20 protein-coding genes and 1 tRNA gene are annotated in these 25,067 nt (G+C 71.1%); 10 read left to right on the top strand and 11 right to left on the bottom strand.

Translation table 11 applies throughout. The annotated features are described in order from the left end of the window. Nucleotides 1-10: 10 nt before the first annotated feature. On the bottom strand, nucleotides 11-766 hold the full coding sequence (locus FHU35_RS29650) for a DUF6474 family protein (RefSeq protein ID WP_222429408.1): 756 nt from the start codon (nucleotides 764-766) through the stop codon (nucleotides 11-13). A gap of 175 nt (nucleotides 767-941) precedes the next feature. Between FHU35_RS29650 and FHU35_RS16365 the strand changes: the two genes are divergently transcribed. Next, nucleotides 942-2,576 carry a TM0106 family RecB-like putative nuclease gene (locus tag FHU35_RS16365; protein ID WP_145740558.1) on the top strand — a complete coding sequence of 545 codons (1,635 nt, stop codon included), beginning with the start codon at nucleotides 942-944 and terminating at the stop codon, nucleotides 2,574-2,576. A gap of 145 nt (nucleotides 2,577-2,721) precedes the next feature. Here FHU35_RS16365 and FHU35_RS16360 read toward each other — a convergent pair whose 3' ends face one another. Together FHU35_RS16360 and FHU35_RS16355 are read right to left on the bottom strand one after the other, a co-directional pair. Beyond that, complete coding sequence (locus FHU35_RS16360) at nucleotides 2,722-3,480, bottom strand: SDR family NAD(P)-dependent oxidoreductase (protein ID WP_145740555.1); 759 nt, start codon at nucleotides 3,478-3,480, stop codon at nucleotides 2,722-2,724. A 55-nt stretch (nucleotides 3,481-3,535) separates the two neighbouring features. Next, nucleotides 3,536-4,492, bottom strand: coding sequence for an aldo/keto reductase (locus tag FHU35_RS16355; RefSeq protein ID WP_145740552.1), 957 nt, complete (start codon nucleotides 4,490-4,492; stop codon nucleotides 3,536-3,538). 160 nt (nucleotides 4,493-4,652) lie between these two features. Here FHU35_RS16355 and FHU35_RS16350 point away from each other — a divergent pair, with 160 nt between their 5' ends. Beyond that, nucleotides 4,653-5,957 carry a UDP-glucose dehydrogenase family protein gene (locus tag FHU35_RS16350; RefSeq protein WP_145741433.1) on the top strand — a complete coding sequence of 435 codons (1,305 nt, stop codon included), beginning with the start codon at nucleotides 4,653-4,655 and terminating at the stop codon, nucleotides 5,955-5,957. An 83-nt stretch (nucleotides 5,958-6,040) separates the two neighbouring features. Then, nucleotides 6,041-7,843 (top strand): gamma-glutamyltransferase family protein, encoded by a 1,803-nt coding sequence (locus tag FHU35_RS16345; RefSeq protein ID WP_145740550.1) that lies wholly within the window; start codon nucleotides 6,041-6,043, stop codon nucleotides 7,841-7,843. Between the two features lie 109 nt (nucleotides 7,844-7,952). On the opposite strand, the gene FHU35_RS16340 is transcribed toward FHU35_RS16345, so the two are convergent. From FHU35_RS16340 to FHU35_RS16320, 5 genes are all read right to left on the bottom strand, one after another. Next, nucleotides 7,953-9,089, bottom strand: coding sequence for a glycerate kinase family protein (locus FHU35_RS16340; RefSeq protein ID WP_145740548.1), 1,137 nt, complete (start codon nucleotides 9,087-9,089; stop codon nucleotides 7,953-7,955). Between the two features lie 18 nt (nucleotides 9,090-9,107). Beyond that, nucleotides 9,108-10,529, bottom strand: a complete 1,422-nt coding sequence (locus FHU35_RS16335; protein ID WP_145740546.1) for an SLC13 family permease — start codon at nucleotides 10,527-10,529, stop codon at nucleotides 9,108-9,110. A gap of 232 nt (nucleotides 10,530-10,761) precedes the next feature. After that, nucleotides 10,762-11,424: a response regulator transcription factor gene (locus tag FHU35_RS16330; protein WP_145740544.1), complete on the bottom strand. Its 663-nt coding sequence runs from the start codon at nucleotides 11,422-11,424 to the stop codon at nucleotides 10,762-10,764. After that, nucleotides 11,421-12,878: a sensor histidine kinase gene (locus FHU35_RS16325; RefSeq protein WP_145740542.1), complete on the bottom strand. Its 1,458-nt coding sequence runs from the start codon at nucleotides 12,876-12,878 to the stop codon at nucleotides 11,421-11,423. The genes FHU35_RS16330 and FHU35_RS16325 overlap by 4 nt, the downstream gene beginning before the upstream one ends. Continuing rightward, entirely contained in the window at nucleotides 12,868-13,143 is a 276-nt protein-coding gene (locus FHU35_RS16320) for a hypothetical protein (RefSeq protein WP_145740541.1), read from the bottom strand. Before FHU35_RS16320 ends, FHU35_RS16325 begins: the two co-directional genes overlap by 11 nt. Before the next feature lie 140 nt (nucleotides 13,144-13,283). Between FHU35_RS16320 and FHU35_RS16315 the strand changes: the two genes are divergently transcribed. Then, the gene (locus FHU35_RS16315) at nucleotides 13,284-16,505 is read left to right on the top strand and encodes a glycosyltransferase (protein ID WP_145740539.1); all 3,222 of its coding nucleotides are present in this window, start codon (nucleotides 13,284-13,286) and stop codon (nucleotides 16,503-16,505) included. A gap of 75 nt (nucleotides 16,506-16,580) precedes the next feature. Here FHU35_RS16315 and FHU35_RS16310 read toward each other — a convergent pair whose 3' ends face one another. Further along, nucleotides 16,581-17,822: a hypothetical protein gene (locus FHU35_RS16310; protein ID WP_145740536.1), complete on the bottom strand. Its 1,242-nt coding sequence runs from the start codon at nucleotides 17,820-17,822 to the stop codon at nucleotides 16,581-16,583. Nucleotides 17,823-18,061: 239 nt separating this feature from the next. Here FHU35_RS16310 and FHU35_RS16305 point away from each other — a divergent pair, with 239 nt between their 5' ends. Beyond that, nucleotides 18,062-19,552, top strand: a complete 1,491-nt coding sequence (locus tag FHU35_RS16305) for an acyltransferase family protein (protein ID WP_281290240.1) — start codon at nucleotides 18,062-18,064, stop codon at nucleotides 19,550-19,552. Between the two features lie 20 nt (nucleotides 19,553-19,572). Further along, nucleotides 19,573-20,229 (top strand): peptide-methionine (S)-S-oxide reductase MsrA, encoded by a 657-nt coding sequence (gene msrA / locus FHU35_RS16300; protein ID WP_145740535.1) that lies wholly within the window; start codon nucleotides 19,573-19,575, stop codon nucleotides 20,227-20,229. 170 nt (nucleotides 20,230-20,399) lie between these two features. On the opposite strand, the gene FHU35_RS16295 is transcribed toward msrA, so the two are convergent. Both FHU35_RS16295 and FHU35_RS16290 read right to left on the bottom strand, forming a co-directional pair. Beyond that, nucleotides 20,400-20,472, bottom strand: a tRNA-Gly gene (locus tag FHU35_RS16295). A gap of 93 nt (nucleotides 20,473-20,565) precedes the next feature. Next, nucleotides 20,566-20,964, bottom strand: a complete 399-nt coding sequence (locus tag FHU35_RS16290; protein WP_145740533.1) for a PPOX class F420-dependent oxidoreductase — start codon at nucleotides 20,962-20,964, stop codon at nucleotides 20,566-20,568. Between the two features lie 249 nt (nucleotides 20,965-21,213). On the opposite strand from FHU35_RS16290, the gene FHU35_RS16285 reads away from it, so the two are divergent. The 4 genes from FHU35_RS16285 (at nucleotide 21,214) to FHU35_RS16270 (ending at nucleotide 24,885) form a co-directional block, all read left to right on the top strand. Then, nucleotides 21,214-21,651, top strand: coding sequence for a DUF983 domain-containing protein (locus FHU35_RS16285; protein ID WP_186459459.1), 438 nt, complete (start codon nucleotides 21,214-21,216; stop codon nucleotides 21,649-21,651). 39 nt (nucleotides 21,652-21,690) lie between these two features. Then, complete coding sequence (locus tag FHU35_RS16280) at nucleotides 21,691-22,542, top strand: Fpg/Nei family DNA glycosylase (protein ID WP_145740529.1); 852 nt, start codon at nucleotides 21,691-21,693, stop codon at nucleotides 22,540-22,542. Between the two features lie 168 nt (nucleotides 22,543-22,710). Continuing rightward, nucleotides 22,711-23,964, top strand: a complete 1,254-nt coding sequence (locus FHU35_RS16275) for a histidine kinase (RefSeq protein ID WP_145740527.1) — start codon at nucleotides 22,711-22,713, stop codon at nucleotides 23,962-23,964. Nucleotides 23,965-23,973: 9 nt separating this feature from the next. Then, a complete protein-coding gene (locus FHU35_RS16270) occupies nucleotides 23,974-24,885 on the top strand; it encodes a S49 family peptidase (protein WP_145740525.1) in 912 nt (303 codons plus the stop codon). Nucleotides 24,886-25,067: the final 182 nt, after the last annotated feature.

The following is a 25,067-nucleotide window of genomic DNA, read 5'->3' as shown; positions in this document are numbered from 1 at the left end:
CCCGCCCTCGTCACGCCGTGGGCACGCCGAAGCGGGTGAGCAGCTCGCTCTCGATCCGGGAGAGCTCCCCGTCCACGGCCCGGTGCGCGGACCGGCGGCGGTGCGTGGGCATCCGCTCGGCGGCGCGGACCGCGCTGCTCAGCTGAGCCAGCCGGGCCTCGGCCTGGTCGGCGTAGGTCGTGGCGTGGCCTCGTTCGTCCCCCTTGGCCTGCTGGCGCAGATCGCGCACGGCGGCCGAGTCCCCGGCGATGCGCGCGTGCAACGAGGCGCCGTGGCCGGTGAACTTGCCCAGGTCGTCGACCGGGACGCCCAGCTTGCGGGCGCGGGACTTGTCGTAGCCCGCCCGCGCCTTGCTCATCGCGCGCAGCGCGTAGGGGGCCAGCAGCGGGCCGACGATCTTGAGGATGCCGACGATCTTCTTGGCGTTGCCCGGGGTGACCGTCCCGAACTCGCCCTTCTTGATCGCCTTGGCCGTCTGCTTGTCGGCCTTGAGCAGCGCCTTCGCCGCCTTCTTGCCCACCGGCGCCGAGGTCAGCGGTGGTGGGGTCGCCGGGTCGGCGTGCTGCTCGGTCGAGGGCTGCTCCTTCTTCGCCGCCTTCTGGGCCGCCTTCTGCTCGGACGCCTTCTGGGCCGCTTCCCGCTTGGCCGATTTGTCGACTCGGCGACGAGTCCTCCTGTCGGCCTTCGACTTCTTGGCGGCGCACTTCCGGCACCCTCGCTGTGCACCCTGAGTGGTCTTCCCGCGTCGCTTGGCGAGTTTCCTCACCGCGCACACCTCCCCGATCCGCGTACTCCCAGCACCGCGATCACCATAAGTCCGGATGGACGAGCGCACGAAAGCAGAACGCGATCGGGTGTGCACCAGGCGTGGTCGTCGCAGGCCCCGGATGTCACCGGGGTGATGGGCGCGGCTGTCAGGGCCACCGCATACCCTTTTACCCGTGAAGGATGAGGTGCTGCTCGACGCAGGCGTGGTGACGCGGTGCCGTCGACGCGTGCACCTGGAGAACGACCCGACGATGCGCGACGCGCCGACCTCGCCGCTGGACCTGGGAGTCGAGCAGCGGATCGCCGACGCGGTCGAGCACCGCCGCTCCGTCGCCGCCCAGCTGGGTGACCTGCTCGGGGCTCAGCGGACGGAGGTCCCTCGCGGCCTGCCCTACGCCGAGCGCGCGACCCTCACCCTCGACGCGATGCGCGAGGGCGTCGGCTACATCTCCGGGGCGCAGCTGCCCGACGACGCCGAAGGCGGTCGCCGAGGTGCGATCGACCTCCTGGTGCGCAGCGGGAACGGCTACGTCCCCGTGCTGGTCGTCCGGCACAAGATCACCGACCCCGGCCGTGGCGCGAAGACCTCGCCGATCGAGCACCCGGTGCCCGAGGCCGCGGAGGCCGACCAGACCCGGAAGGTCCGGCCGCAACCCCGCGACCAGCTGCGGCTGGTCCACGCGATCCGGCTGCTGGAGGCCTGCGGGTTCGACGCGGGCGACCGGACCGGCGGCGCGATCGGCGTCGAGGCCGACGCGGTCGTCTGGCACGACCTGCGCAGCCCCAACTGGCCCGGTGGTCGCACCGCGCTCGCCGAGTACGACGCCCGGTTCGGCGACCGGCTCGCGGTCGCCACCGCCGCCGCCACCGGAGACGAACCGCTGGCGCAGCCGTCCCGGATCACCGAGTGCCGCGGCTGCCCGTGGTGGCCGATCTGCGAGTCCCAGCTGCGCGAGGCGAACGACGTGAGCCTGGTGGTGCGCGGCGAGGACGCCACCGTGCTGCGCGAGCGGGGCATCACCACCGTCGATCAGCTGGCCGGGATGCCGCTGGAGAGCGCCGAGGACCTGCAGCTCACCGGCGTGCGCAACACGGACGCGATCCTGCTGGCCAAGGCGTGGCTGCGGGAGATGCCGCTGGTGCGCCGGGTCCGCGAGCTCGACGTGCCGCGAGGTGACGTCGAGATCGACGTCGACATGGAGAGCTACGCCGACGCCGGCGCCTACATGTGGGGCTGCTGGCTGTCGGGCACCAACATCGACGAGGAGCAGGGCTACCGGGCGTTCGTCACCTGGGAGCCGCTCCCGGACGACGACGAGGCGCGGTCCTTCGCCGAGTTCTGGGGCTGGTTCACCCGCGTTCGCCGCACGGCGTTCGAGCGCGGCCTGAGCTTCCGCGCCTACTGCTACAACGAGCTCGCGGAGAACCGCTGGATGCTGGCCTCCGCCGAGCGCTTCGCCGGGAAGCCGGGCGTTCCGCCGGTGTCCGAGGTCAAGGAGTTCATCCACTCCGCGGAGTGGGTCGACCTGTTCGCGGTGGTCCGCGACCAGTTCCTGTGCCCGAACGGCAAGGGGCTCAAGGTGATCGCTCCCAGCGCCGGGTTCGGCTGGCGCGACCCGGAGGCCAGCGGCGAGAACTCCATGCGCTGGTACCGCGACGCCGTCGCCCTCGACGGCGGGGAGCGAGACCTCACGCAGCGGGAACGCCTCCTCACCTACAACGAGGACGACGTCCGCGCCACCTTCACCATCCGCACCTGGATGACCTCCGAAGCGGCCAACGAAATCCCCTACGCCGAAGACCTCTGACGGGGTCCTCACCTGCGGCGAACCGCCACCACTCCCAGTTTTAGTCCAAACCGAGCCATGATCATGTCCGAAATGTCGGCTCAGTTATGACTAAAACTGGGAGATCCCAGGGCTTCGCGCTCCCCAGGGGTGAGCTTCGGGGTGGTCAGCGGGGGGCCATGCGGAGGGCTCCGTCCATCCGGATGACCTCGCCGTTGAGGTAGTCGTGCTCGACGATGCTCAGCGCCAGCTGCGCGTAGTCCTCCGGGGAGCCGAGGCGCTTGGGGAACGGGACCCCGTCGGCCAGCCCCTGCCGGAACTCGTCGCTCACGGTCGCCAGCATCGGGGTGTCCACGATGCCCGGGGCGATGGTCATGACCCGGATCCCGCTCGACGACAGGTCGCGGGCGGCCGGCAGCGTCAGGCTCGCGACACCGCCCTTGGACGCGGCGTAAGCGGCCTGCCCGATCTGACCGTCGTAGGCGGCCACCGACGCCGTGTTGATCACCACGCCGCGCTGTCCGTGCTGGTCGGCCTCGGTTTCGCCGACGGCCGCAGCGGCCAGCCGCATGACGTTGAAGGTGCCGAGCAGGTTGATCTCCAGCACCTTGCGGAAGAGGTCGAGGTCGTGGACGCCCTTGCGGCCGGCGATGCGCGCGGACGGGCCGATCCCGGCGCAGTTCACCACGATCCGCAGCGGGTTCCCCGACCCGGACGCCTGCTCGACCGCGGTCTGCACCTGGTCGGCGTCGGTGACGTCGGCCGCGGTGTAGGTGACGCCGTCGACGATCGGAGCCTTCTCGATCCCGCTCGGCAGGTCCACCGCGAACACCTTCGCGCCCCGCCCGGCCAGCGCCCGGGCGGTGGCGGCGCCGAGCCCGGAGGCTCCGCCGGTGACGATCGCTGCGGTGTCGGTGATCTGCATCGTTGTGCGTCCTGTTCTCGAACTCGGTTCGTGATCGGTGATGGCGGGAACTGCCTCAGACCTGCGGGCAGAGGGCGTTGAGCGTCGCGAGGTCGGCGTCGTCCGGGCTCCAGTTCGCGGCCTGCGCGTTGGCCTGGACCTGCTCCGGGCTGGTTGCTCCGGCGATGACCGAGGCGACCGGGCTCCGGGCGGCGAGCCAGCCGAGCGCGACGGTGCTCATCGTGATGCCGCGCTGCTCGGCGAAGAGCCGCAGCTTCTCGATCCGGTCCCACGGCGCTTCGGTCAGCAGCTGCGCGCGCCCGGCCAGCCTGCTGTCGGCCGGGGGGATCTGGTCGCGCCGGTACTTGCCGGTCAGCAGGCCGTTGGCCAGTGGGAAGTACGGCAGCAGGCCGAGTCCGAAGCGCTGCGCGGCGGGCACGACCTCGCGCTCCACCTCGCGGGAGAGCAGCGAGTAGTGGTGCTGGCTCGACACCGGAGCGGTCAGTCCCGCGGAGGTCGCGGTCCAGCTGGCGTCGGCGACCTGCCAGCCCGCCAGGTTGCAGTGCCCGACGTAGCGGATCTTGCCTTCGCGGACCAGGTCGTCGAGCACCGAGAGGGTTTCCTCCAGCGGCGTCAGCGGGTCCGGCCGGTGCAGCTGGTACAGGTCGATCCAGTCGGTCGCGAGCCGTCGCAGCGAGGACTCGACGGCTCGCCGCACGTACCGGCGGGAGCCTCGGGCGCCGAAGTCGGGCCCGTTGGAGCCCTGCATGTCCATGCCGAACTTGGTGGCGATGACCGCCAGGTCCCGCCGTCCCGACAGCGCCTGCCCGAGCAGTTCTTCGCTGCGTCCCCGCGGTGACCCGTAGGTGTCGGCCACGTCGAAGAAGGTGATCCCGGAGTCCAGCGCCGCGTCCACGACGGACCGCGTTCCGGACAGCGTTTCGGTGGCGGTTCCGGGTCTTCCGAGGTTGTTGCAGCCGAGGCCGACCGCGCTCACCGCGAGCCCCGATTCCCCCAAGCGTCTCTGATCCACGCGCGCAGCCTAAACGGCAGGTTCCCAACTCGTCACCTGCGTCATATAGCTCGTGAACTCTGGGCGAAGCGGGTTTTCCCAGCTCGAAGATGTGCCACGATCAATTTTCGAGGGGGCAGAGGCGACCGGCTGGTCGTTCGAGGTGAAGGGGTTGGGGCCTGTGTTCGCCCGTCGCATCGTCGTTGTCGGCACCGGGTACGTCGGATTGACCACCGGTGCGTGTCTGGCTTCGCTCGGCCACCGGGTGGTCTGCAGCGACGTCAACGAGGAGAAGGTCGCGGAGCTCTCCCGAGGTGAGGTCCGGATCCACGAGCCCGGTCTCGCCGAGCTGGTGCAGGAGGGCATCGCCGCGGGGAGGCTCGAGTTCGTCGTCGGCTCGGCCGGGGCGGTCGCCGACGCCGAGGTCGTGTTCCTGTGCGTGCCGACCCCGATGGGTTCCGGCGGCGCCGCCGATCTGGCCGTGGTCGAAGCCGTGGCCCGCGAGGTCCGCGAGGTGCTGCCCGCCGGGTGCGTGATGGTCACCAAGTCGACGGTCCCGGTGGGGACCTCGCGGCGGCTCGCCGAGCACCTCGGTCGCGAGGACGTCGCCGTGGTCAGCAACCCCGAGTTCCTGCGCGAGGGGTCTGCGGTGCACGACTTCCTCAACCCGGATCGCATCGTCGTCGGCTCCGACACGCAGGACGCCGCCGAGCGCGTCGCCGCCCTCTACGCGCGGCTGGGTGCTCCGACGGTGCTCACCGACGCCGCCAGCGCCGAGATGGTGAAGTACGCGGCGAACTGCTTCCTGGCCACCAAGCTCTCCTACGTCAACGCGATCGCGGAGCTCTGCGAGCAGCTGGGTGCGGACATCACCGACGTCACCGAGGGCATGGGCTACGACCGGCGGATCGGCCAGTCGTTCCTGCAGCCCGGGCCGGGCTGGGGAGGGTCGTGCCTGCCCAAGGACACCGCGGCCCTGCTGCAGGTGGCCGAGGCGGTCGACTTCGACTTCCCGCTGCTGCAGGCCACCATCTCGTCGAACGGCCACCAGCGGCAGCGGATGGTCGGCAAGGTCCGCGAGGCGTGCGGCGGCTCGCTGGAGGGGGAGCGGATCGGCCTGCTGGGCCTGACGTTCAAGGCGGGCACCGACGACCTGCGCGATTCCCCCGCCCTGGAGGTGGCCTGCCTGCTCGCCCAGGAGGGCGCCGAGCTGATCGCCTACGACCCGGGCCTGCGCGGTGACGAACCGGAGCTGCCCGCCGGGTTGACGCTCGTCGACGACCCGTACCAGGCGGCGAAGGAGGCGGCGGCGCTGGTGCTGCTGACCGAGTGGCAGGAGTTCCGCGCGCTGGACTGGAACCTCGTCGCGGAGTCCCTCAGCGGCCTGGTCGTGGTCGACACCCGCAACCACCTCGACCCCGACGTCCTGCGCCGAGCGGGCCTGTCCTGCCGCGGCGTCGGCCGGACCCCGGTCAACGCCGCCTGACTCACCACCTCCGTCTCCGCACGAGAACTGCGGTGTGGCGCGCGGGTCTTCTCCGCGGGTTTTCGGGTGCCTAGGCTCGCCGGGTGTTCACCACTCGACCCGAGCTCGCCGGCACCCACGGGATGGTCGCCTCCACGCACTGGCTGGCCTCGGCGGCCGGGATGGCCGTGCTGGAGGACGACGGGAACGCCTTCGACGCGGCCGTCGCCGCCGGTTTCGTCCTGCAGGTCGTCGAACCGCACCTCAACGGGCCGGGCGGTGAGGTTCCGGCGTTGTTCGCCACCGGGGCCGATCCCCGTCCGCGCGCGCTGTGCGGGCAGGGCCCGGCCCCGGCCGCCGCGACCGTCGAGCACTACCGCGACGAGCTCGGCCTCGACCTGGTGCCCGGCACGGGTTTCCTGGCCACCACGGTGCCCGGGGCCTGGGACGGCTGGCTGACGCTGCTGCGCGACCACGGCACCAAGACGCTCCGCGAGGTGCTGACCTTCGCGATCGGCTACGCGCGCGGCGGATACCCGATCGTGCCGCGCATCAGCGAGACCATCGGGCTGGTCGCCGACATGTTCCGCCGGCACTGGCCGAGCTCGGCCGAGTGCTGGCTGACTCCGGGCGGTTCGGTGCCCGAACCGGGCTCGGTGCTGCGCAACCCGGTGCTCGCCGGCACCTGGGAGCGGCTGCTCGCCGAAGCGGAGTCGGTCTCCGGCCGGGAAGCCCAGATCGACGTCGCCCGCCGGGCCTGGTCGCAGGGGTTCGTGGCCGAGGAGGTGGAGAAGTTCGTGCGGGTCCCGCACCGGGACAACTCCGGCCGCGATCACGCGGGCGTGCTCACCGCGCAGGACATGGCCGAGTTCTCCACCACCTACGAGGAGCCGCTGACGGTCGACCTGGACGGCGGCTGGACGCTCGCGAAGTTCGGCATCTGGTCGCAGGGCCCGGCTCTCGCTCAGCAGCTCAAGCTGCTCGAAGACCTCCCGGTGTCCTACGTGGACGGTGTGGCGACGGCCGACGTGGTGCACGCGGCCGTGGAGGCCGCCAAGCTCGCGTTCGCCGACCGCGAGTCCTACTACGGCGATTCGGCCGACCCCGGTGTGCTGGCGGATCTCGTCTCCGACGAGTACTCGGCGCAGCGCCGGGACCTGCTGGGCCCGAGGGCCTCGCTGGACCTGCGGCCCGGGTCGCCCGGCGGTCGCGCGGGCCGGTTGCCCGCGTTCGTGGCCGAAGGACGCGGTGTGGGCGGGTTGTCCGACCCGAGCGGTGTCGGGATCGGCGAGCCCACCGTGCTGCCCAACGGCGAGAGCCGCGGCGACACCGTGCACGTCGACGTCGTGGACCGCTGGGGCAACATGATCTCGGCGACGCCGTCCGGCGGGTGGCTGCAGTCCTCGCCGACGATCCCGGAGCTCGGGTTCTGCCTGGGCAGCCGGGCTCAGATGTTCTGGCTGGAGGAGGGCCTGCCGAACTCGCTGGTGCCGGGCAAGCGCCCGCGCATCACGCTGAGCCCGTCGCTCGCGCTGCGCGGAGGCGTGCCCGCGCTCGCCTTCGGCACTCCCGGCGGTGACCAGCAGGACCAGTGGCAGTCGTGCTTCTGGCTGGCGCACGTGCGCGGCGGCCTCGACCTGCAGGCCGCGATCGACGCTCCCGCCTGGCACACCACCGCGTTCCCGCGCTCGTTCTACCCGCGCGAGTGGGAACCTGGTGCGGTGGCGGTGGAATCCCGGCTCGGTGCCGAGACCATCGCCGAGCTGGAATCCTGGGGGCACGAGGTGATCGACCACGGGCCCTGGTCGCTGGGCCGGCTCTCGGCGGTCTCCCGGGATCCCGAATCCGGGCTGCTCAAGGCCGCCGCCAACCCGCGCGGCGCCCAGGGCTACGCCGCGGGGCGTTAGGAACCCGATTTCGGTTCCGTTGTGGGGTGGGGGAAGTTTTCATGAAAACTTCCCCCACCCCACAACGGAACCCACCACCAAACCCGATCTCATCAGGACTTCGTAGGGCTCACGCGGCCGTGAGGGTGGTCCCGAGCAGCAGCATCCGGAGCGTCCGGGCGGTCGCGTCGGTGATGAGGCCCGGTGCCTTGGTGATGGCGTCGGACAGCGCCACCGGTCCGGTGAGGATGCCGGTGATCGCGTCGATCCCGTGCTCGTAGCTGGTGTCGGCGCCGGGCCCGATGGTGCCGCACAGCGCGATCACGGGTTTGCCGTGCCGCTTGGCCCGCCGCGCGACCTCGGTGGGGATCTTGCCGAGCGCGGTGGACGCGTCGATGGCGCCTTCCGCGGTGATCACCAGGTCCGCGGTCCGCAACCGCTGATCCAGATCGGTGCTGGTGAGGAACACGTCGAAGCGCGATTCGAGGCGCGCGCCCAGGGCTCCGGCCAGGCCGGCGGCCAGCCCGCCGGACGCGCCGGCGCCCGCCATCTCGGTCAGGCCCGCGTCCAGCAGCCGCGCCCAGTGCGACATCGCGGAGGACAGCAGGTCCGCCGTCTCCGCCGATGCGCCCTTCTGCGGGCCGTAGCGGCGAGCGACCCCGTCCGGTCCGCAGAGCGCGTTGCGCGGGTTCACCGCGACGGTCATGTCCACATCGGACAGACGGGGGTCGGCCCCGGAGACGTCGACGTGGTGGGCCTGCAGCAGCGCAGCACCGCCCGGCCCGATCTCCCGGCCGCGCTCGTCGGAGATCCGCACGCCCAGCGCCTGCAGCGCTCCGGCGCCGCCGTCGCAGGTCCCCGAATCGCCGCAGCCGACCACGATCCGCCGGGCACCGGTGCCCAGCGCCGCGCGGATCAGCTCGCCCACACCCCGGCTCGTGGTCCGGCACGGGTCGCGTCTGCTGGGCGGGACCAGGGATAACCCCGCGGCGGCAGCCATCTCCACGAACGCGGTGTCCTCGTCGAGCATCGCGAAGTGCGCCGCGACCGGATCGCCGACCGGGCCGGTGACGGTCACCGGCACGAGCGTGCCGCCGGTGGCGCGGGCCAGCAGCCTGGCCGAACCCTCGCCACCGTCGATCAGCGGCACGGTGTCGACGACGCCGCCGGGGATCACCCGGCGGACGCCCGCCTGGATGGCGTCGGCGACCTGCTCGGCGTCCAGGCATTCCTTGAACCCGCTCGGCGCGATGACGATCCGGAACATTCTTTCCTCCACGGTGGATCACAGGGACAAACCCAGCAGGGGCCAGATGAGCAGCGAGAACAGCAGCACGAGCGCGGCCGTGACCGGCCCGAGGACGACCGCGAGCCTGCGCAGCTCGCGCGGTTCGTAGTGCTCGGCGAACATCGCGAGCGGTTTCGCCGAAGCCGGCAGCGAGTGGCAGAACCCGGCCGCCGCGGTCGAGGCGAACGCCACCGCCACCGGGTTCGCGCCGACGGCCACGGCGGCCGGAACGAGCAGCGGGATCAGCACCGCGGACCGGGCTGACCGGGACGTGACCAGCAGGTGCAGCGCGGTGCTCAGCACCACGGCCGCGACCAGCAGCGCCACCGGGCTGTCGCCGACCAGCGCGTGCCGGGCGATCCACCCGGCCGCGCCGGAATCGGTGAGCGCGGTGCCGAGCGCGCCCGTCGCCGCCATGAACAGCAGCAGCGACCAGGGGATCTCACCGACCGCCGTCTTCATCGGCACCGTCCCGACGCGGGGCGAGGTGACCAGCAGCGCCGCGCCCAGCGCGACCAGCGCGGGCGGCAACCCGTGCCAGGGCTCGGTGCTCCACAGCAGGACCACGACGCCCAGCAGCGCTCCGGCCCGGACCTCGGCGGGGCGGAGGCGTTCGGGAACCTCCAGCTCGGCGCGCAGTGCGGACACCTCGATGCGCAGCGGTGTCCGCCGCTCCGCTCCGCCGGTGCGGAGCACCAGCTCGGCGGCCACGTGCGAGCTGACCAGCGCGAGCGGCAGTCCCCAGCACAGCCACCAGCCGAATCCGATGCCCTCGCCGGTGGTCGCGGCGAGCACCTGGCTGGTGATCAGGTGCGCTCCGGCGCCGGTGAGGGTGGCGACGGCGGACAGCAGGATCACGACCGGCACCAGCAGTCCGACCGTCCGGACGAGCCGGTCCGGCAGGGCGGACGCCAGCGCCCGGTGCAGCGGAACGGCCATCGCCGCCCGGCCGCTGGTGCTGGGAATCAGCAGCGCCGTGCCGACCAGCCCGAGCGCGAGCAGGTGGCACAGCGACCGCGGAGTTCTCGCCCGGGCCGCCAGCCCGAGGGCCAGCCGCGCGGGCAGTCCGGTCCGGTTGACCCCGGAGGCGAGCATGAACGCGGCCACCAGCAGCCAGATCTGGTCCTCGCCGAGCGCGGCGAACAACCGCTCGGACTCCAGCACGCCCAGCACCGCGAGCACGGCCGCGGCCAGCAGCGCCACGAAGGTGTCGTCGATCCTGGCCCGCGTCCAGCCGATGACGGCCGCGCCGAACACGATCAGCGTGAGCAGCGCGTCGCGGTTCAGCTCCTCGCCCAGCGCCTGGTCCGGGACGGTGAGCACGGCTAGGGCTCCGAACACGCCGACGCCGGCGAGGGTGAACGCGACCGCCCACCCCCAGCCCGCGACCGGGTCTTCTCGCACTCTGGTGACCTGCACGAGAAGGACTCTCCGGCCTCGGCCTGAGACTCCCGTGAAGCTCCGGTGAGAGCACCTTCATCCAGGTTCTCCACAGCCTGTGGACAAACTTGTCCACAGGTCTCCGAACTGCGAATTCGCCGTGGCTCAGGCGTGGTTATGCACAGCTGTGGACAGAGTTATCCACACCTGTGCACACACCGGGGTCCACCCGGGAAACCCATGCCCAAGATTCGATCGTGCGGACGTCGCGTCAGCCGCCGAGGCGGTAGCCCATGCCGCGGACCGTGCCGATGCGACCGTTGCCGATCTTGCGCCGCAGCGCGCGGACGTAGACGTCGACGACGTTGGAGCCCGGGTCGAAGTCGTAGCCCCAGACGTGGGAGAGGATCTGCTCGCGGCTCAGGACCTGACCCGGATGCCGCAGGAACAGCTCCAGCAGCGCGAACTCCCGCGCCGTCAGGTCCACCGTGCCGCTGGGCACCTGGGCTCGGCGGGTGCGCAGGTCCAGCGACAGCTCGCCGTCGCGCAGCACCGTGACCTCCTCGGCGCGGTCGGCCGAGCGCAGCCGCAGCCGGATGCGGGCCAGCAGTTCCTCGAACCGGAACGGCTTGGTCATGTAGTCGTCCGCGCCGCCCTCCAGCCCGGCGACCGTGTCGTGCACGGTGTCCCGCGCGGTGAGGATCACCACCGGCAACGTCACCCGCTTCGCGCGCACGTCGCGCAGCACCGCGAACCCGTCGCGGCCGGGCAGCCCGAGGTCGAGCACGGCCAGGTCGTACTCGCCGTCGACCAGGTGGTGCAGCGCGGCGTCGCCGTCGGCCACGACCGTGGTGCTGAAGCCGTTGGCGCGCAACCCCTTCTCGATGAACGCGGCGATGCGCTCCTCGTCCTCGACGATCAGGATCTTGCTCATGCCTCGTCCCCCGTGGTCGTCGCGGGCAGCTCCAGCCGGAACGTCGCGCCCGAGCCGGGCGCGGAGCGCACTCGGACCCGGCCGTGGTGGGCGTCGGCGATCGCGCGGACGATCGCCAGTCCCAGACCGGCACCGCCCTTGCGGCCGCTGCCGTGGGTGAACCGCTCGAAGATCTTCTCCGCCTCCGAGGGGTCGATGCCCGGGCCCTCGTCGGTGACCCACAGCTCCACCGCGCCGTCGCCGACGGCCGAGCCGATCCGGATCGTCGATCCGGCGGGGCTGTGCTGCACCGCGTTCTGCGCCAGCTGCACCATCGCCTGGGTGATCCGCTGCCCGTCCAGCGCGAACTCGCCCTCACCGATCTCCGACAGCACCCACCGCCGATCGCCCAGCGTCCGCACCTTCGCATCGATGTCGCTGGTCAGCTCCGCCAGCGAGACGGTGGTGGGGGAGACGAAGTCCGGGCGGTCGGCCTTGGCCAGCACCAGCAGGTCGTTGACGATCCGGGTCATCCGGTCCAGCTCGTCGGTGCACAGCCTGACCACCTCGTCGCGCTCGGCGGGGTCGACGCCGAGCAGCTCCAGGTTCCCGCGCACGATCGTGATCGGCGTGCGCAGCTCGTGGCCGGCGTCGTCGACGAACTGCCGCTGGATGCGGAACGCGTCCTCCAGCCTGTCCAGCATCGCGTTGAACTGATCGGCCAGCGCCGCGATGTCGTCGCGGCCCTCGACCGGGATGCGCCGGGTCAGGTCGTGCTCGGTGATCTCGGCGGCGGCTTGGCGCACGGCGCGCACCGGGGTCAGGATCAGACCCGCCACGACCCAGGAGATCATCGCGGCCAGCAGCACGCCCAGCGCGCTGACCAGCAGCAGGATTCGGACGCTGCCGTCGACCTCGGCGGTCTCGGCGGCGGTGTGCCGCTCGACGACGAACCACGCGCTGCCGCCGTTCGCCGTTTCGGCGCGCACCTTGACCCAGTGCACCGGGCCCGCCGCGGTGTCGAGCACGCCGTGCGCGCTGGGGGCGTCGACGATCTGCCGCAGCACGGTCCGGTCCTGCGCGACGGCCTTGATCGGCTCGGTCTGCTCCTGGGAGACCACGCCGAGACCGCCCGCGACGGGCCACGCGCCGATCAGCGCCTCGTCGGTGTCCGGGTACTGGTGGCCGAGGTAGTTGTGCAGCAGCGTCCCCGGATCGCCGAGCACCCGGCCGCTGACCGGGTCCTGGCCGCGCTCGGCGAAGGCGACGAACTCCTTCGCCTCCTGCTCCAGCGAGTTGGTGACCCGGCGGCCGACCTCGTCGTGCAGGTACTCGCGGACGATCACTATGACCGTCAGCAGCACCAGGACCAGCACGAGCAGCAACCAGCCCATGATCTGCGCGCGGGCCGGGACGCGGGTGCCGCGGCGACCGGCGAGGCGGGTCAGCGGACGGGTGGGTTGCTCAGTCGTCATGGCCGTCCGTCGCGTCGTCGTCATCGTCCGCGTCGTCGTTGGGCGCGGGCGGTGGCAGTTCCGCGGGCGGCGGCAGGTCGGACGGGCCGGGGACGACGGGGATGGCCGGGCCCGGGCTGCTCGGGCCGGGCGAGCTGCCGACGCGCACGGTCTCCGGGACCTCCGGAGCACGGGCCCCGCCGGTCAGCGCGAAGCTGATCAGCACGGCGACGACGGGCAGTGCCAGGGCCGCCAGCAGCAGGACTCCCCGGGGAACGGAACGCATGGGACCCACTCTGGCGTCTCGGGGGCAACCGCAGGTGAAACCGCGATGAGAACCTCCTCATCTTCCTCGCCGGAACCGGCCACGACAGCCTGCGGAGGGGCGATAACCTGCGAGCGGATTCACAACTCGGTGAGGGGCCCATGGACGAGCGGCTGATCGACTGGACCGGGGAGCGCTGCGTGCCCTGGACCGAAGACGTGCAGGTGGTTTACGAGCACTACCACCGCTACGCGCTGGCGGCCCCCTTCGCGCGAGGCAAGCGGGTCCTCGACCTCGCCTGCGGTGAGGGCTACGGCGCCGCCCTGCTGGCCGCCGAGGGCGCCGAGGTCGTCGGCGTGGACATCGACGAGCGGACCATCGGCCACGCCCGGCACAACTACGCGAACCGCGACGTGAGCTTCGAGGTCGGTTCGATCACCGACCCGGAGCTGCTCGCCGACGCCAAGCCCTTCGACGTCGTGGTGTGCTTCGAAGCCATCGAGCACGTCTCCGACCACGCCGCCGTGCTCCAGCTGGTCCGATCGCGGATGAAGCAGGGCGGGCTGTTCCTGTCCAGCACCCCGGACACCGCCGTCTACAGCCACGAGCACGGCAACGACAACCCGTTCCACGTCAAGGAGCTCACGGCCCGCGAGTACGAGTCGATGCTGGAGGACACCTTCCGGCACGTGGCGGTGCTCAAGCAGAACGTGACCGTCGGATCGATGGTGGTGCCCGCCGATCACGGCGACCGCGACACCGCGATCGAAGGCGTCCGCCTGCAGACCATCGAGCGCAGCGAGACGGGTGACTGGGCGATCAGCCAGGGCGTCCCGCACACGTACCTGCTGGGCGTCGCCTCCGACAAGCACCTGCCGAAGCTGCCCGCGGCGGCCTTGCTCACCGACGCGCAGCTCACCCTCGCCCGCGCGGGCGACGCGGGGGAGCTGATCGCGCAGCGCGACGAGGCGGTCGCCGACGTCACCAGGCTCAACGAGCTCTACCAGCGCAGCCGCGGCGAGGCCGACGAGCTCAAGGCCGCCATCGGGCGCTTGGAGGAGTTGCGCAAGTCCGAGGAGCAGCGGGCCGACACCCACCACCAGGAGCTCGCCGAACTCCGCGAGCAGCTGCGGGAACGCGGCCTGCAAGCGCAGCGCGACGCCGCCCGCGTGGAGTGGCTGCGCGACACCGCGGGCCGGCTCGAAGGCCGGCTCGCCGACGCCGAGGGCCTCGCGGGGCGGCTCACCGCCGAGAACGCCGAGCTGGCCGCGCAGAACTCGGCGCTGGTGCAGCGCGTCGTCGGCAAGTACCGCAAGGTCGTCGAGCGGGTCGCCCCGCGCGGCACCACCCGGCGCGACGCCTACGAGATCGCGCTGGGCCGCAAGCCCGGCGTGCCGGAGGTCGCCGCGGAAGACGACACCGGGCCGCTGCCGGTCCCGTGCAGCGACCAGCCGCTGGTCAGCGTGATCGTGCCGGTGCACGGGAAGTGGCCCTACACCCGCCAGTGCCTGCGATTCCTCGCCGGTCACCTGGTGTCGGTGCCGTTCGAGGTGATCGTTGTGGACGACGCCTCGCCGGACGACAGCGCCGAGAAGCTCGCCGCCTGCGACGGCGTCCGGCTGGTGCGCGCCGAGCGCAACCTCGGCTTCATCGGCGCCTGCAACCTGGGAGCCGAGCACGCGCGCGGCGAGCACCTGTTCTTCCTCAACAACGACGCCGAGGTCACCGAGTCCTGGCTGGACGTGCTGGTCGACACGATCACCTCGGATCCCCGGATCGGGCTGGTCGGCGCCAAGCTGGTGTACCCGGACGGGCGGCTGCAGGAGTGCGGCGGCATCGTCTGGGCCGACGGGAGCGGCTGGAACTACGGTCGCGGGACCGACGGCAGCGGCGCGGAGTTCAGCGTGCTGCGCGACGTCGACTACTGCTCGGGTGCGGCGATCCTGGTGCGCGAAGCCCTGTTCCGGCAGGTCGGCGGCTTCGACACGCGCTTCGCCCCCGCCTACTACGAGGACACCGACCTGGCGTTCGCGATCCGCGCCGCCGGTTACCGCACCGTCGTGCAGCCGAAGGCCGTGGTGGTGCACCACGAAGGCGTCTCCAACGGCACCGACACCGGTTCCGGGGTCAAGAAGCACCAGGAGCTCAACCGGCAGGTCTTCGCCGAGAAGTGGGCGGAGGTGCTGCGCGCCGAACACCTCCCGGAGGCGTCGCCGCGCAACCTGTGGCTCGCGCGGCAGCGCGGCGCCCGTGGCCACCACGGCCCGATCGTGCTGGTCAAGGATCACCAGGTGCCGCGTCCGGACTTCGATTCCGGTTCGGTGCGCATCTTCCGGGTGCTGGCGCAGCTGGTCGAGCTCGGCTACCGGGTGGTGTTCTTCCCCGCCAACCACGCGGCCCTGCAGCCCTACACCGACGACCTCCAGCAGATCGGCGTGACGGTCCTGCCGCAGCCGGAGCTGCAGCAGGCGTTCCTGCACGAAGCGGGCTCGGAGATCTCGCTGGCGCTGCTGTCGCGCCCGCAGGTCGCGTGGAGCCTGGTGGAGGAGCTGCGCACGCGCGCACCGCAGGCCGTCATCGCCTACGACACCGTGGACGTGCACTTCCTGCGCCTGGAGCGGGAAGCCGAGCTCGCCGAGCGGCAGGGCCAGGCCGACCGCGCGAAGGCGTTGCGCCGCAAGGCCTTCGCGTCCAAGCAGATGGAGCTCGGGCTGGCCAGGGCCTGCGACGTGACGCTGGTGGTCTCTGAGGCCGAGCGGGCGCTGCTGGACGAGCTGGTCCCGGACGCCGACGTCCGCGTGCTGTCCAACGTGCACGTGATCGACAGCGCCCCCGTTCGCGCGGAAGGCCGCAGCGACGTGCTGTTCGTCGGTAGCTTCGACCACCCGCCGAACGTCGACGCTGCCCGCTGGGCGGTCCGCGAGATCATGCCGCTGGTCCGCGAGGAGTGCCCGGACGCCGTCCTGCACGTCATCGGCAGCAACCCGACGGCCGAGGTCGAAGCCCTGGCCGGGCCGGGCGTCGAGGTCCACGGCTGGGTCGAGTCCCTCGAACCGCACTACGCGCGGGCCAGGGTCACCATCGCCCCGCTGCGCTTCGGCGCGGGCGTCAAGGGCAAGGTCGGCGAGAGCCTCGCCGTGGGAGTTCCGGTGGTGGGCACCGGTGTCGCGTTCGAGGGCATGCACCTCAAACCGGGCCAGGACGTCCTGTTGGCGGACGAGCCAGGGGCCTTCGCGTCCTCGGTGACGCGCCTGCTCACCGAGGACGAGACCTGGACCGCGCTCGCCTCGTCGGGGCGCACCGCCATCGAGGCCCAGTTCGGCCCCGCGGCGTCCCGCGAAGCCCTCAAGTCCCTCCTCACCACGCTCGACCCCGCGGGCTGACCACCGCGCGGTGTGCGGGGATGAAGAACGGCCGCTCACCTCGGGTTCGAGGGAGCGGCCGCGGGTGTCCGGAGATCAGTCGCGGACCGTGGGCGGGGTCTGGGTGAGCTGCTGGTCGAGGACGGCCTTGAAGGCCTGCGCTGCCGCGTCCTTCTGCTCCGGCGGGCCGCTCACGTCGATGATCACCGCGTAGTTGTGCGCGACGTAGGCGGTCCGGAAGGTCGCGCCGGCGGAGACCACCGAAACGCCCTGGTAGGACAGGTCTTCGACCTCGGACAGGCCCTGCTGCGCGGCCAGGTACTTGTCGGCCGCGGTCTGGGCGGCGTTGGCGTCGGGCATCTTCAGCGCGAGCAGCGTCGTCTTGGGCTGCACGCCCTCCGTGCCGTTGAACCAGCCCTCGGCGAGGCCGTTCTGGAACGCCGTGTCGAGCACGGCCTTGGGCTGGAGCAGCCCGCCCTTGGCGCCCTGCAGGTTGGGCAGGTCCAGCAGTCCCGCCCACGGGTGCGCCGGGCCGTTCGCGGCGACCAGCACCTCCTGCGTCGTCGCCGGCGGAGCCTTGGCGGCGGGCGGCTGCGGCAGCTCGGTCGTCGTCGGTGCGGGCGGCGCGGGAGGCGCGGCCGTCTCCTGCTCGGGCCGGCTCTCACCGCCGGCGAAGTAGAAGATCACGGCGACGATCACCACGACCAGCAGCACGGCACCGATGGACAGGCCGGCGATCAGCTTGCCCTTGCCCGGCTTCCCCGCCGACTCGAAGACCTCCGGGCCCTGGCGCATCCAGGGCGCCTCGCCCGAGTCGCCGGATCCCGGCAGGTCGTCGCCCCAGGGCGTGCCGGTCGTCTCCACCGGCCCCCAGCCCTGCTGCTGGCCGTTCCACTGCTGCTGCGACTGGTTCCACTGCTGCTGCTGCGGCTGCTGCGGGACGCTGACGATCTGGGTGCTGCCGGAATCAGCGGGCGGCTGCTGCTGCTGTTGCTGCTGCTGGAGGAACGGGTTCTGCACGACCTGCGTCGCCTCGTTGTTGCCCGCCTGCTGCTGGGGTTGCTGCTGCTTGGCGGCGTCGCCCCAGCTGAACGCGGGCGGGAACGGGCTCGACTGCTGCTGGCCGGGTTGCTGCTGCGGGAACCCCCCGGACGAGGGATCAGCCGGTGGTGTCTGCTCCTGCTGCGGGAAACCGTCCGGGTTCGACGGCGTCTGCCCGGTCTGCCCGGTCTGCGCCCGGCCCAGCACGGTGTCCCTGCGCTGTCGGTACTCCTCGGCGGAAATGCGTCCTGCCGCGAGTTCGGCGTCGAGGTTCTGCAACTCGTCTTGCCAGGTCACCGATAGCGCCCTTTCCGGATTTCCATGAACGCCGCTGCTGCGAACGAAGCCATTCTGGCACTCGGCGACACCTTCGCGGTGCACCGGCCGAATAACGATACGGTCTGCGGTCTGGTCCGGACGGGTGTCTGGGTTGTAAAGGGTCCCGAACCGCTGAGCCCTTGGCTAGGCTACGCAGCGTTGACGTCCAGGTCGGGCACAAATCGATGGGGTGAGCCGGGTTGAGTGCTGCGCGTGTTGTGCACGCTCGCCCTGAGTTGTTCGCCGGTCCCAACCACGGCTTCGCCTGGATCCGCATGATCGGTGCGCTGCTGGTCATCTACGGTCACAGCTCCCCGCTGGTGGGCAGCGGTGAGCTGTTCCCGCCGGAGTGGCCGGTGCAGCCCGACGAGGGCGTGCTGATGGGTTTCTTCGCGCTCAGCGGTTTCCAGATCACCGAGAGCTGGATGCGCGATCCGCACGCGCTCCGCTTCGCGGTCAAGCGGGTGCTGCGGTTGTGGCCGCCGATGCTCACGGTGTCGGTCGGCATGGCCCTGATCGTCGGCCCGATGATCACCAGCCTCTCCGTCGGCGAGTACTTCAGGTCCCACGAGACCTGGGGTTACATCGTCAACAACGCGGGATTGCTGACCTTGCGCCACGACCTGCCGGGGGTCTTCGAGAACAACCCGTGGCCCGACGCCGTCAACGGTTCGCTGTGGACGCTGCCGATGGAACTGCTGGCCTACGGCGGCCTGTTCGCGCTGTTGCTGCTGGGCACGGCCAAGCAGCGGTTCCGCTGGCTGACGGTCGTCGCGCTGATCGCCCTGGTTGTCTGGGACCGGCACCTGGAGGAGATCCCGGGTTCGGAGTCGGCGGGTTCGCTGCTGAGCGTTCCGGTCGAATCGCTGGTGGCGTTCCTGGTCGCCTTCGCGCTGGGCGTGCTGCTCAACCTCTACCGGATCCCGCTGTCCCCGCTGGCCGCCGGCGCCGGTCTGGTGGCGTTGTTCGTGATGCCCAACAGCATCACGACCTCGGCCGTCATGCCCTTCGCGGTGAGCTACGCGGTGATCGTGACCGGGCACTTCTGGCCGTCGCGGCTGACCGTGCCGGGCGTGTGGGTCAACGGCAGCTACGGCGTCTACGTCTGGGGCTTCCCGGTCCAGCAGCTGCTGGCGATGGCCGGGATCGCCAACCAGTGGCTCATGCTGCTGTGCGCCGCGCCCGCCGCCTACGTGCTGGGAACGCTGTCGTGGAAGTACGTCGAGGACCCGACGATGCGCTTGCGCCACCTCCTCACCCCGGCCCCGGAGGGGGAGCGGGGAGGCGACAAGGTGCCCGAGCCGGAGGAGGTCCCGACCGACACCGAGATCCCCCGAACCGGCACCGCCGCTCCCGGCGTTCCGGAACCGGCCGGCACCGTCGCTCCCACGGCCGAATCCGCCGGGCACCGAGGTGCGGACCGCCCGCTCCCCGAGCGGCCGCGCGGGGCCTGGCCGCCACCCCCGCGCCCGCCGGGCGCCGGTGCGCCGCGACCCGGAGGCCGGGTGTCCCCGCCGGACCAGGGACTTCCGCCGGACCGGAGGGGTCAGCGCCGGCCGCCGCCTGGCTGGTCGCCGCCCGAGGAGTCACCGCTGTCGCGGCGGTTGTCCGGTGAGATCGACGAACCGCCGCAGGGCAGGCACGCACGCCGTCCGCTGCCGCCGGACCCGGGCCGCTACGGCGATCCCAACCGGCTGGATCGGCGTTGACCACGGCGTACTCTGGAAACATGTTCGGTGCGAAGCTGAAGATGATCGACCCGTCGTCGGCGCTGCCCGGCCGAGACTCCCCGATGCCGGTGGACGAGCACCACGCGGTCTTCCCGGACCGCCGCATCGTTCCGCCGTTCCCGGAGGGCCTGGCCACCGCGGTGGTCGGGATGGGCTGCTTCTGGGGTGCGGAGCGCGTGTTCTGGCAGACCGAGGGCGTGTGGAGCACGGCCGTCGGCTACGCGGGCGGCTACACGCCGAATCCCGGCTACGAAGAGGTCTGCTCCGGTCTGACCGGCCACACCGAGGCCGTCCTGATCGTGTTCGACCCGGAGAAGATCAGCTACGCGCAGGTCCTCAAGGAGTTCTGGGAGAACCACGACCCCACCCAGGGCATGCGCCAGGGCAACGACCTCGGCACCCAGTACCGCTCGGCGATCTACTGCACCGACGAGCAGCAGCTGCGCGAGGCGGAGGCCAGCGCGCAGGCGTTCCAGCAGGCCCTGACGGCCGCGGGCAAGGGCCAGATCACCACGGAGATCGCCCCGCTCGAGGACTTCTTCTACGCCGAGAGCTACCACCAGCAGTACCTCTCGGACGCCAAGAACCCCAACGGCTACTGCGGACTGGGAGGCACCGGAGTCGCCTGCCCCATCGGCCTCGGCGTCGAGAGCTGATCCCGCCCGCACTCCGGCGCACCGTAGCCGGACCTGGGCACTTCCCAGTTTTAGTCCAAACCGAGCCATGATCATGCCCGAAATGTCGGCTCAGTTAGGACTAAAACTGGGAGCTGGTGAGGCGGAAACAGAAGTGGGGCCGAGGTGACAACCTCGGCCCCACTGCAACGAGCGGATGACGGGACTCGAACCCGCGACCCTCACCTTGGCAAGGTGATGCGCTACCAGCTGCGCTACATCCGCATGTTCATCGCTTCCCGGTGGCTTTCGCCGCCGGTGTGCTGTTGGTGAATACTTTAGCCCATGGTTCGGTGACCGTTCACCGGGGGGTCCGCCTCAGCCGACCGCGCGGGTCGGGGTGAGCCGCAGCAGCACGCGCTTCTCGGAGCGCATGGCCTCGCGGTAGGAATCCCAGTTCTCGTGCTCCCCGGAGAGGGAGCGGTAGTAGTCCTCCAGCAGCGGCAGGGCCTCGGGGAGCTCGACGATCTCGACGTCGGAGTCCACCTGGAACCAGCGGCCGAAGAACGCGTCCGGCAGCACGCACAGCCAGGCGCGCGGGTCGCGCCGGAGGTTGTGGACCTTCCCCGAGCCGGACTTGGTGCTGACCACCACCCGGCCCTGCTCGTCCACCGCCGCGAGGACCGGGGTCATCAGCGGTGTTCCGTCCTCGCGCAGGGTTCCCAGCACCGCGTGGTGCTGGTCGCGGATCAGCCCCACGGCCTCGTCGACGTCCATCGGATGCCTCCTGGAATCAGGTGTGCCCGGAGCGTAGTGGTTCGAGCGGGTCGTTCTCAGGGCCAGAGGGTTGGCCGGAGGTGCCGTCATGATCGACAATGCGAGGTGGCGATGGTCCCGCTGCGTGCGGACGATCACCCTTCGGGCCGATGACAGGAGCGGTACCGTGGCACCACGCTCGGTGACAGGTGTGGTTCGAGTGGCGAGTTTGCGTTCGAGTGACCAGCCCGGGTGGGCGGGGAGGCGACGATGAACCGGGTGGTTCGAGGCTCCGACGGCCGGGAATGGACGATCAGGGCGAACCTGGAGTGGTCCAACCCGATCGTGGTGGACGAGTTCGAGCACGACGTCAACGGCGGTTCGACACCGGCGATCGTGGTGGGGGCAGCGCTCGCGGCCCTGGTCGTGGTGTTCATCGCGTGGACGCCCCAAGAGGTGATCATCCCGTGGTGGTTCATCGCGGTGGTCGTGATCGCGATCCTGTTCTTCCCGGTCCGCTGGGTGCTGCACCGCCCGTGGACGCTCACCGCGTCGACGCCGGGTGACGCCGAGGAGAACCCGCCGGAGACCTGGGTGGGCATCGTGCGCGGCTTCGTCGAGGTGCGCACCGAGGTGTCGCAGGTGGCCCGGCACATCGAGCTGTACGCGGAGCCGGACATGAACGGCAGGCTGCAGCCGACGGAGTAGAGCGCCGCTGCTGTCCCCTCGTTGGGGCACACTGGAGTCGTGCCCGAACTTCCCGAGGTGGAGGCGCTGGCGAAGCACCTCCGCGATCACGCCGTGGGGCGGATGGTGGCGCGCGTCGACGTCGCCTCGATGAGCGTGCTCAAGACCGCGGACCCGTTGTGGACCGCGCTGCACGGGCGCGAGGTCACCGATGCCGTCAGGCACGGCAAGTACCTCGACCTGGACTGCGGCGGCCTGCACCTGGTCTGCCACCTGGCGAAGGCCGGCTGGCTGCGCTGGTCGGACAAGCTCTCAGCGACCCCGCCGAAGCCGGGCCGCGGACCGATCGCGCTGCGCGTCCACCTCGGCGGCGTCGGGTTCGACCTGACCGAGGCCGGCACCCAGAAGAGCCTCGCCGCGTGGATCGTCGAGGATCCGGCGGAGGTTCCCGGGATCGCGCGGCTGGGGCCCGACGCGCTGGAGGCCGACGCCGACGGGTTCGCCGCGCTCCTGGAGGGCCGCACCGAGCGGATCAAGACCGTGCTCACCGAGCAGTCCACGATCGCGGGAATCGGCAACGCCTACTCGGACGAGATCCTGCACGCCGCGAAGCTCTCCCCGTTCGCCACGGCGGGCAAGCTCGACGCCGCGGCGGTGACCCGGCTGCACGGCTACGTCCAGGAGATCCTCCGGGACGCCGTGGACCGGTCGCTGCGGCAGGACGCCGCGCGGCTCAAGGCGGAGAAGCGGTCGGGGATGCGGGTGCACGGCCGCACCGGTCTGCCGTGTCCGGTGTGCGGCGACGCGGTTCGGGAGGTCTCCTTCGCGGACCGCTCGATGCAGTACTGCCCGACGTGCCAGACCGGTGGGAAGCAGCTGGCGGATCGCAGGATGTCCCGGCTGCTGAAATGAGTTGCCCCCAGGCTGTGGACAACTCCCGGAGTTGCGCACGGGCCGGATCTGCTGAACGGGCGAATCGATTCCGCTGAATGGAACGAGCCTGGACCGTTCACCGATGGAAAACTCGCACTGGCCGTAGCCGTCTTGATTCAGAGCGTGCGACTCGGGCAGATTGATGTTGTGGCGGAGTTGTTGACAGAGCGGACGGTCCTGACCACGCTCGCGGCGCTCGCCGTGCTGGGCATGTTCGTGCTGCTGTGCCGGGCGCGTCGGGTGAGCACTTCGGTGGAGGACGCCACGCTGGCGGCTCTGCACCGGGTCACCAGCGCGGCGCCCTACCTGCGCGAAGGCCTGAACCAGGAATCGGCGGACAAGACCGGTCCGCACCTGAGGGAGCTGCTGGCCTGCGTTGCCGTCGGCATCGTCGACGCCGATGGAACCCTGCTGACCTGGGACGGCGAGGCCAACCACCACTACGCCGATCTGCGCACCAAGATCGAGCAGGTGCTGCGCACCGGCAAGCGCGACTTCCTCGACCACGGCGACGTGGTCTGCGAGCAGCGGCCCTGCCCGATGCGGCACGCGGCCGTGGTGCCGCTGGAGGTCGAGGGTCAGGTCCGCGGTGTCCTGACGGTCATCGCCGACGGCGACCGCAAGCGGCTCCTGCGCGCCGCCGCCGAAGTCGCCCACCACGTGTCCACCCAGCTCGAACTGGCCGAGCTGCAGGAGTCCAAGGAGCGCCTGGCTCAGGCCGAGGTGCGCGCGCTGCGGGCGCAGATCTCGCCGCACTTCATCTACAACGCGCTCAACACGATCTCCTCGCTGATCCGCACCGACCAGGAGCACGCGCGCGACCTGCTGCAGGAGTTCGCCGACTTCACCCGCTACTCGTTCCGGGCGAGCGGGCTCTACACGACGCTCGCCGACGAGATCCGCAACATCGACCGCTACCTCACGCTGGAAGCCGCGCGGTTCGGACCCGATCGGCTGAACGTGCAGCTCAAGATCGCCCCCGAGGTGCTGCCGGTCGTGGTGCCGTTCCTCGCGCTGCAGCCGCTGGTGGAGAACGCGGTCCGGCACGGGCTCGCCAACAAGCCCGGCGGCGGAACCGTGTCGGTCATCGCGGAGGACAGCGGTTCCGAAGCGCTGATCAGCGTTGACGACGACGGCATCGGGATGGACCCGGAGCTGCTGGACGCGGAGCTCGCCAACGCCCACCTCACCGGTGCGCACGTCGGGCTCGGCAACATCAACAACCGGATGCGCGCCACCTTCGGCAACGACTACGGGCTCGTCGTGGAGACCGAGAAGGGCGCGGGCATGAAGGTCATCATGCGGGTGCCCAAGTTCGCTCCCGGAGTCCGGCCGGAGCCGTTGGCCCCGGTGGACGAGCCGGAAGTGGGTTTGGCCGCCGGACCGGCCGCGGGCCGGTAACGTCGAGGTATGGACGAGAAGGCACCGCAGAAGTTCGCCGACATGGTCACGGCCAAGTTGCCCAAGGAGCTGACCGAGAAGTTCGGCGGGAAGCTGCCCGGCATGGCCGAGCGCGGCCCCGTCGTGGCGGTGGTCAAGCTGCACGGCGTCATCACGCCGCAGCCGTCGCCGATGGGGCGGCCCTCGATCTCGTTGCAGAGCGTGGACTCGGCGCTCAACCGCGCGTTCTCGCACGACCGGCTCAGCGCCGTGGTGCTGTCGATCAACTCCCCGGGCGGCGCCCCCACCCAGTCCGCACTGGTCGCGGACCGGATCCGGGGCCTGGCCGCGGAGAAGAACGTGCCGGTGCTGGCCTACTGCGAGGACGTCGCCGCTTCCGGGGGCTACTGGCTGGCCTGCGCCGCCGACGAGATCTACGCGCACCAGACCTCGCTGGTCGGGTCGGTCGGCGTGGTCAGCGCGAGCTTCGGGATGACGGGCCTGCTGGACAAGCTGGGCGTCGAACGCCGCGTCTACACCGCCGGTGAGAACAAGGTGCGGCTCGACCCGTTCCGCCCGGAGAAGTCCGAGGACGTGCAGTGGCTGCGCGGTCTGCAGGACGAGCTGCACGGCCAGTTCACCGACTGGGTCCGCGAGCGCCGCGAGGGCAAGCTGAACGGCGGCGAGGACGAGCTGTTCTCGGGCGAGGTGTGGACCGGCGCGAAGGCCGCGGAACTGGGCCTCGTCGACGGTGTCGGGACGCTGCGCGAGATCATCGAGCGGAAGTACCCGGACGCCCAGGTGCAGACGGTGGAGGGCCGCAAGCCGCTGCTGGCGCGACTCGGGATGTCCTCGGGCGTCTCGCGCAACCCCGTGGCGAACCTGGTTTCCGGGCTCGACGCGCTCGAACACCGCGCCATGTGGGACCGTTTCGGCCTGTAGAGGCTTGTGCTTCGGGTCCCCGCCGGGAAAGCTCGGCGGGGGCCCGTTTTGCGCGTTGTTCCGGAGAGTGTTGATCCGGTTCGCCCAAACGAGGATGGCTCGATCAGCCGAAAAATTGATCCGTTCGGGCGAAAATCTGCTTCGTGAAGCAGATTCTTGTCGCTGAGCCCTCGTGGAGGACC

Origin of the sequence: Saccharopolyspora dendranthemae (assembly GCF_007829955.1) — a bacterium.
Taxonomy (GTDB): domain Bacteria; phylum Actinomycetota; class Actinomycetes; order Mycobacteriales; family Pseudonocardiaceae; genus Saccharopolyspora; species Saccharopolyspora dendranthemae.
Note: the sequence above shows the minus strand (reverse complement) of the source record. Positions and strands in the feature narration are given on the sequence as shown.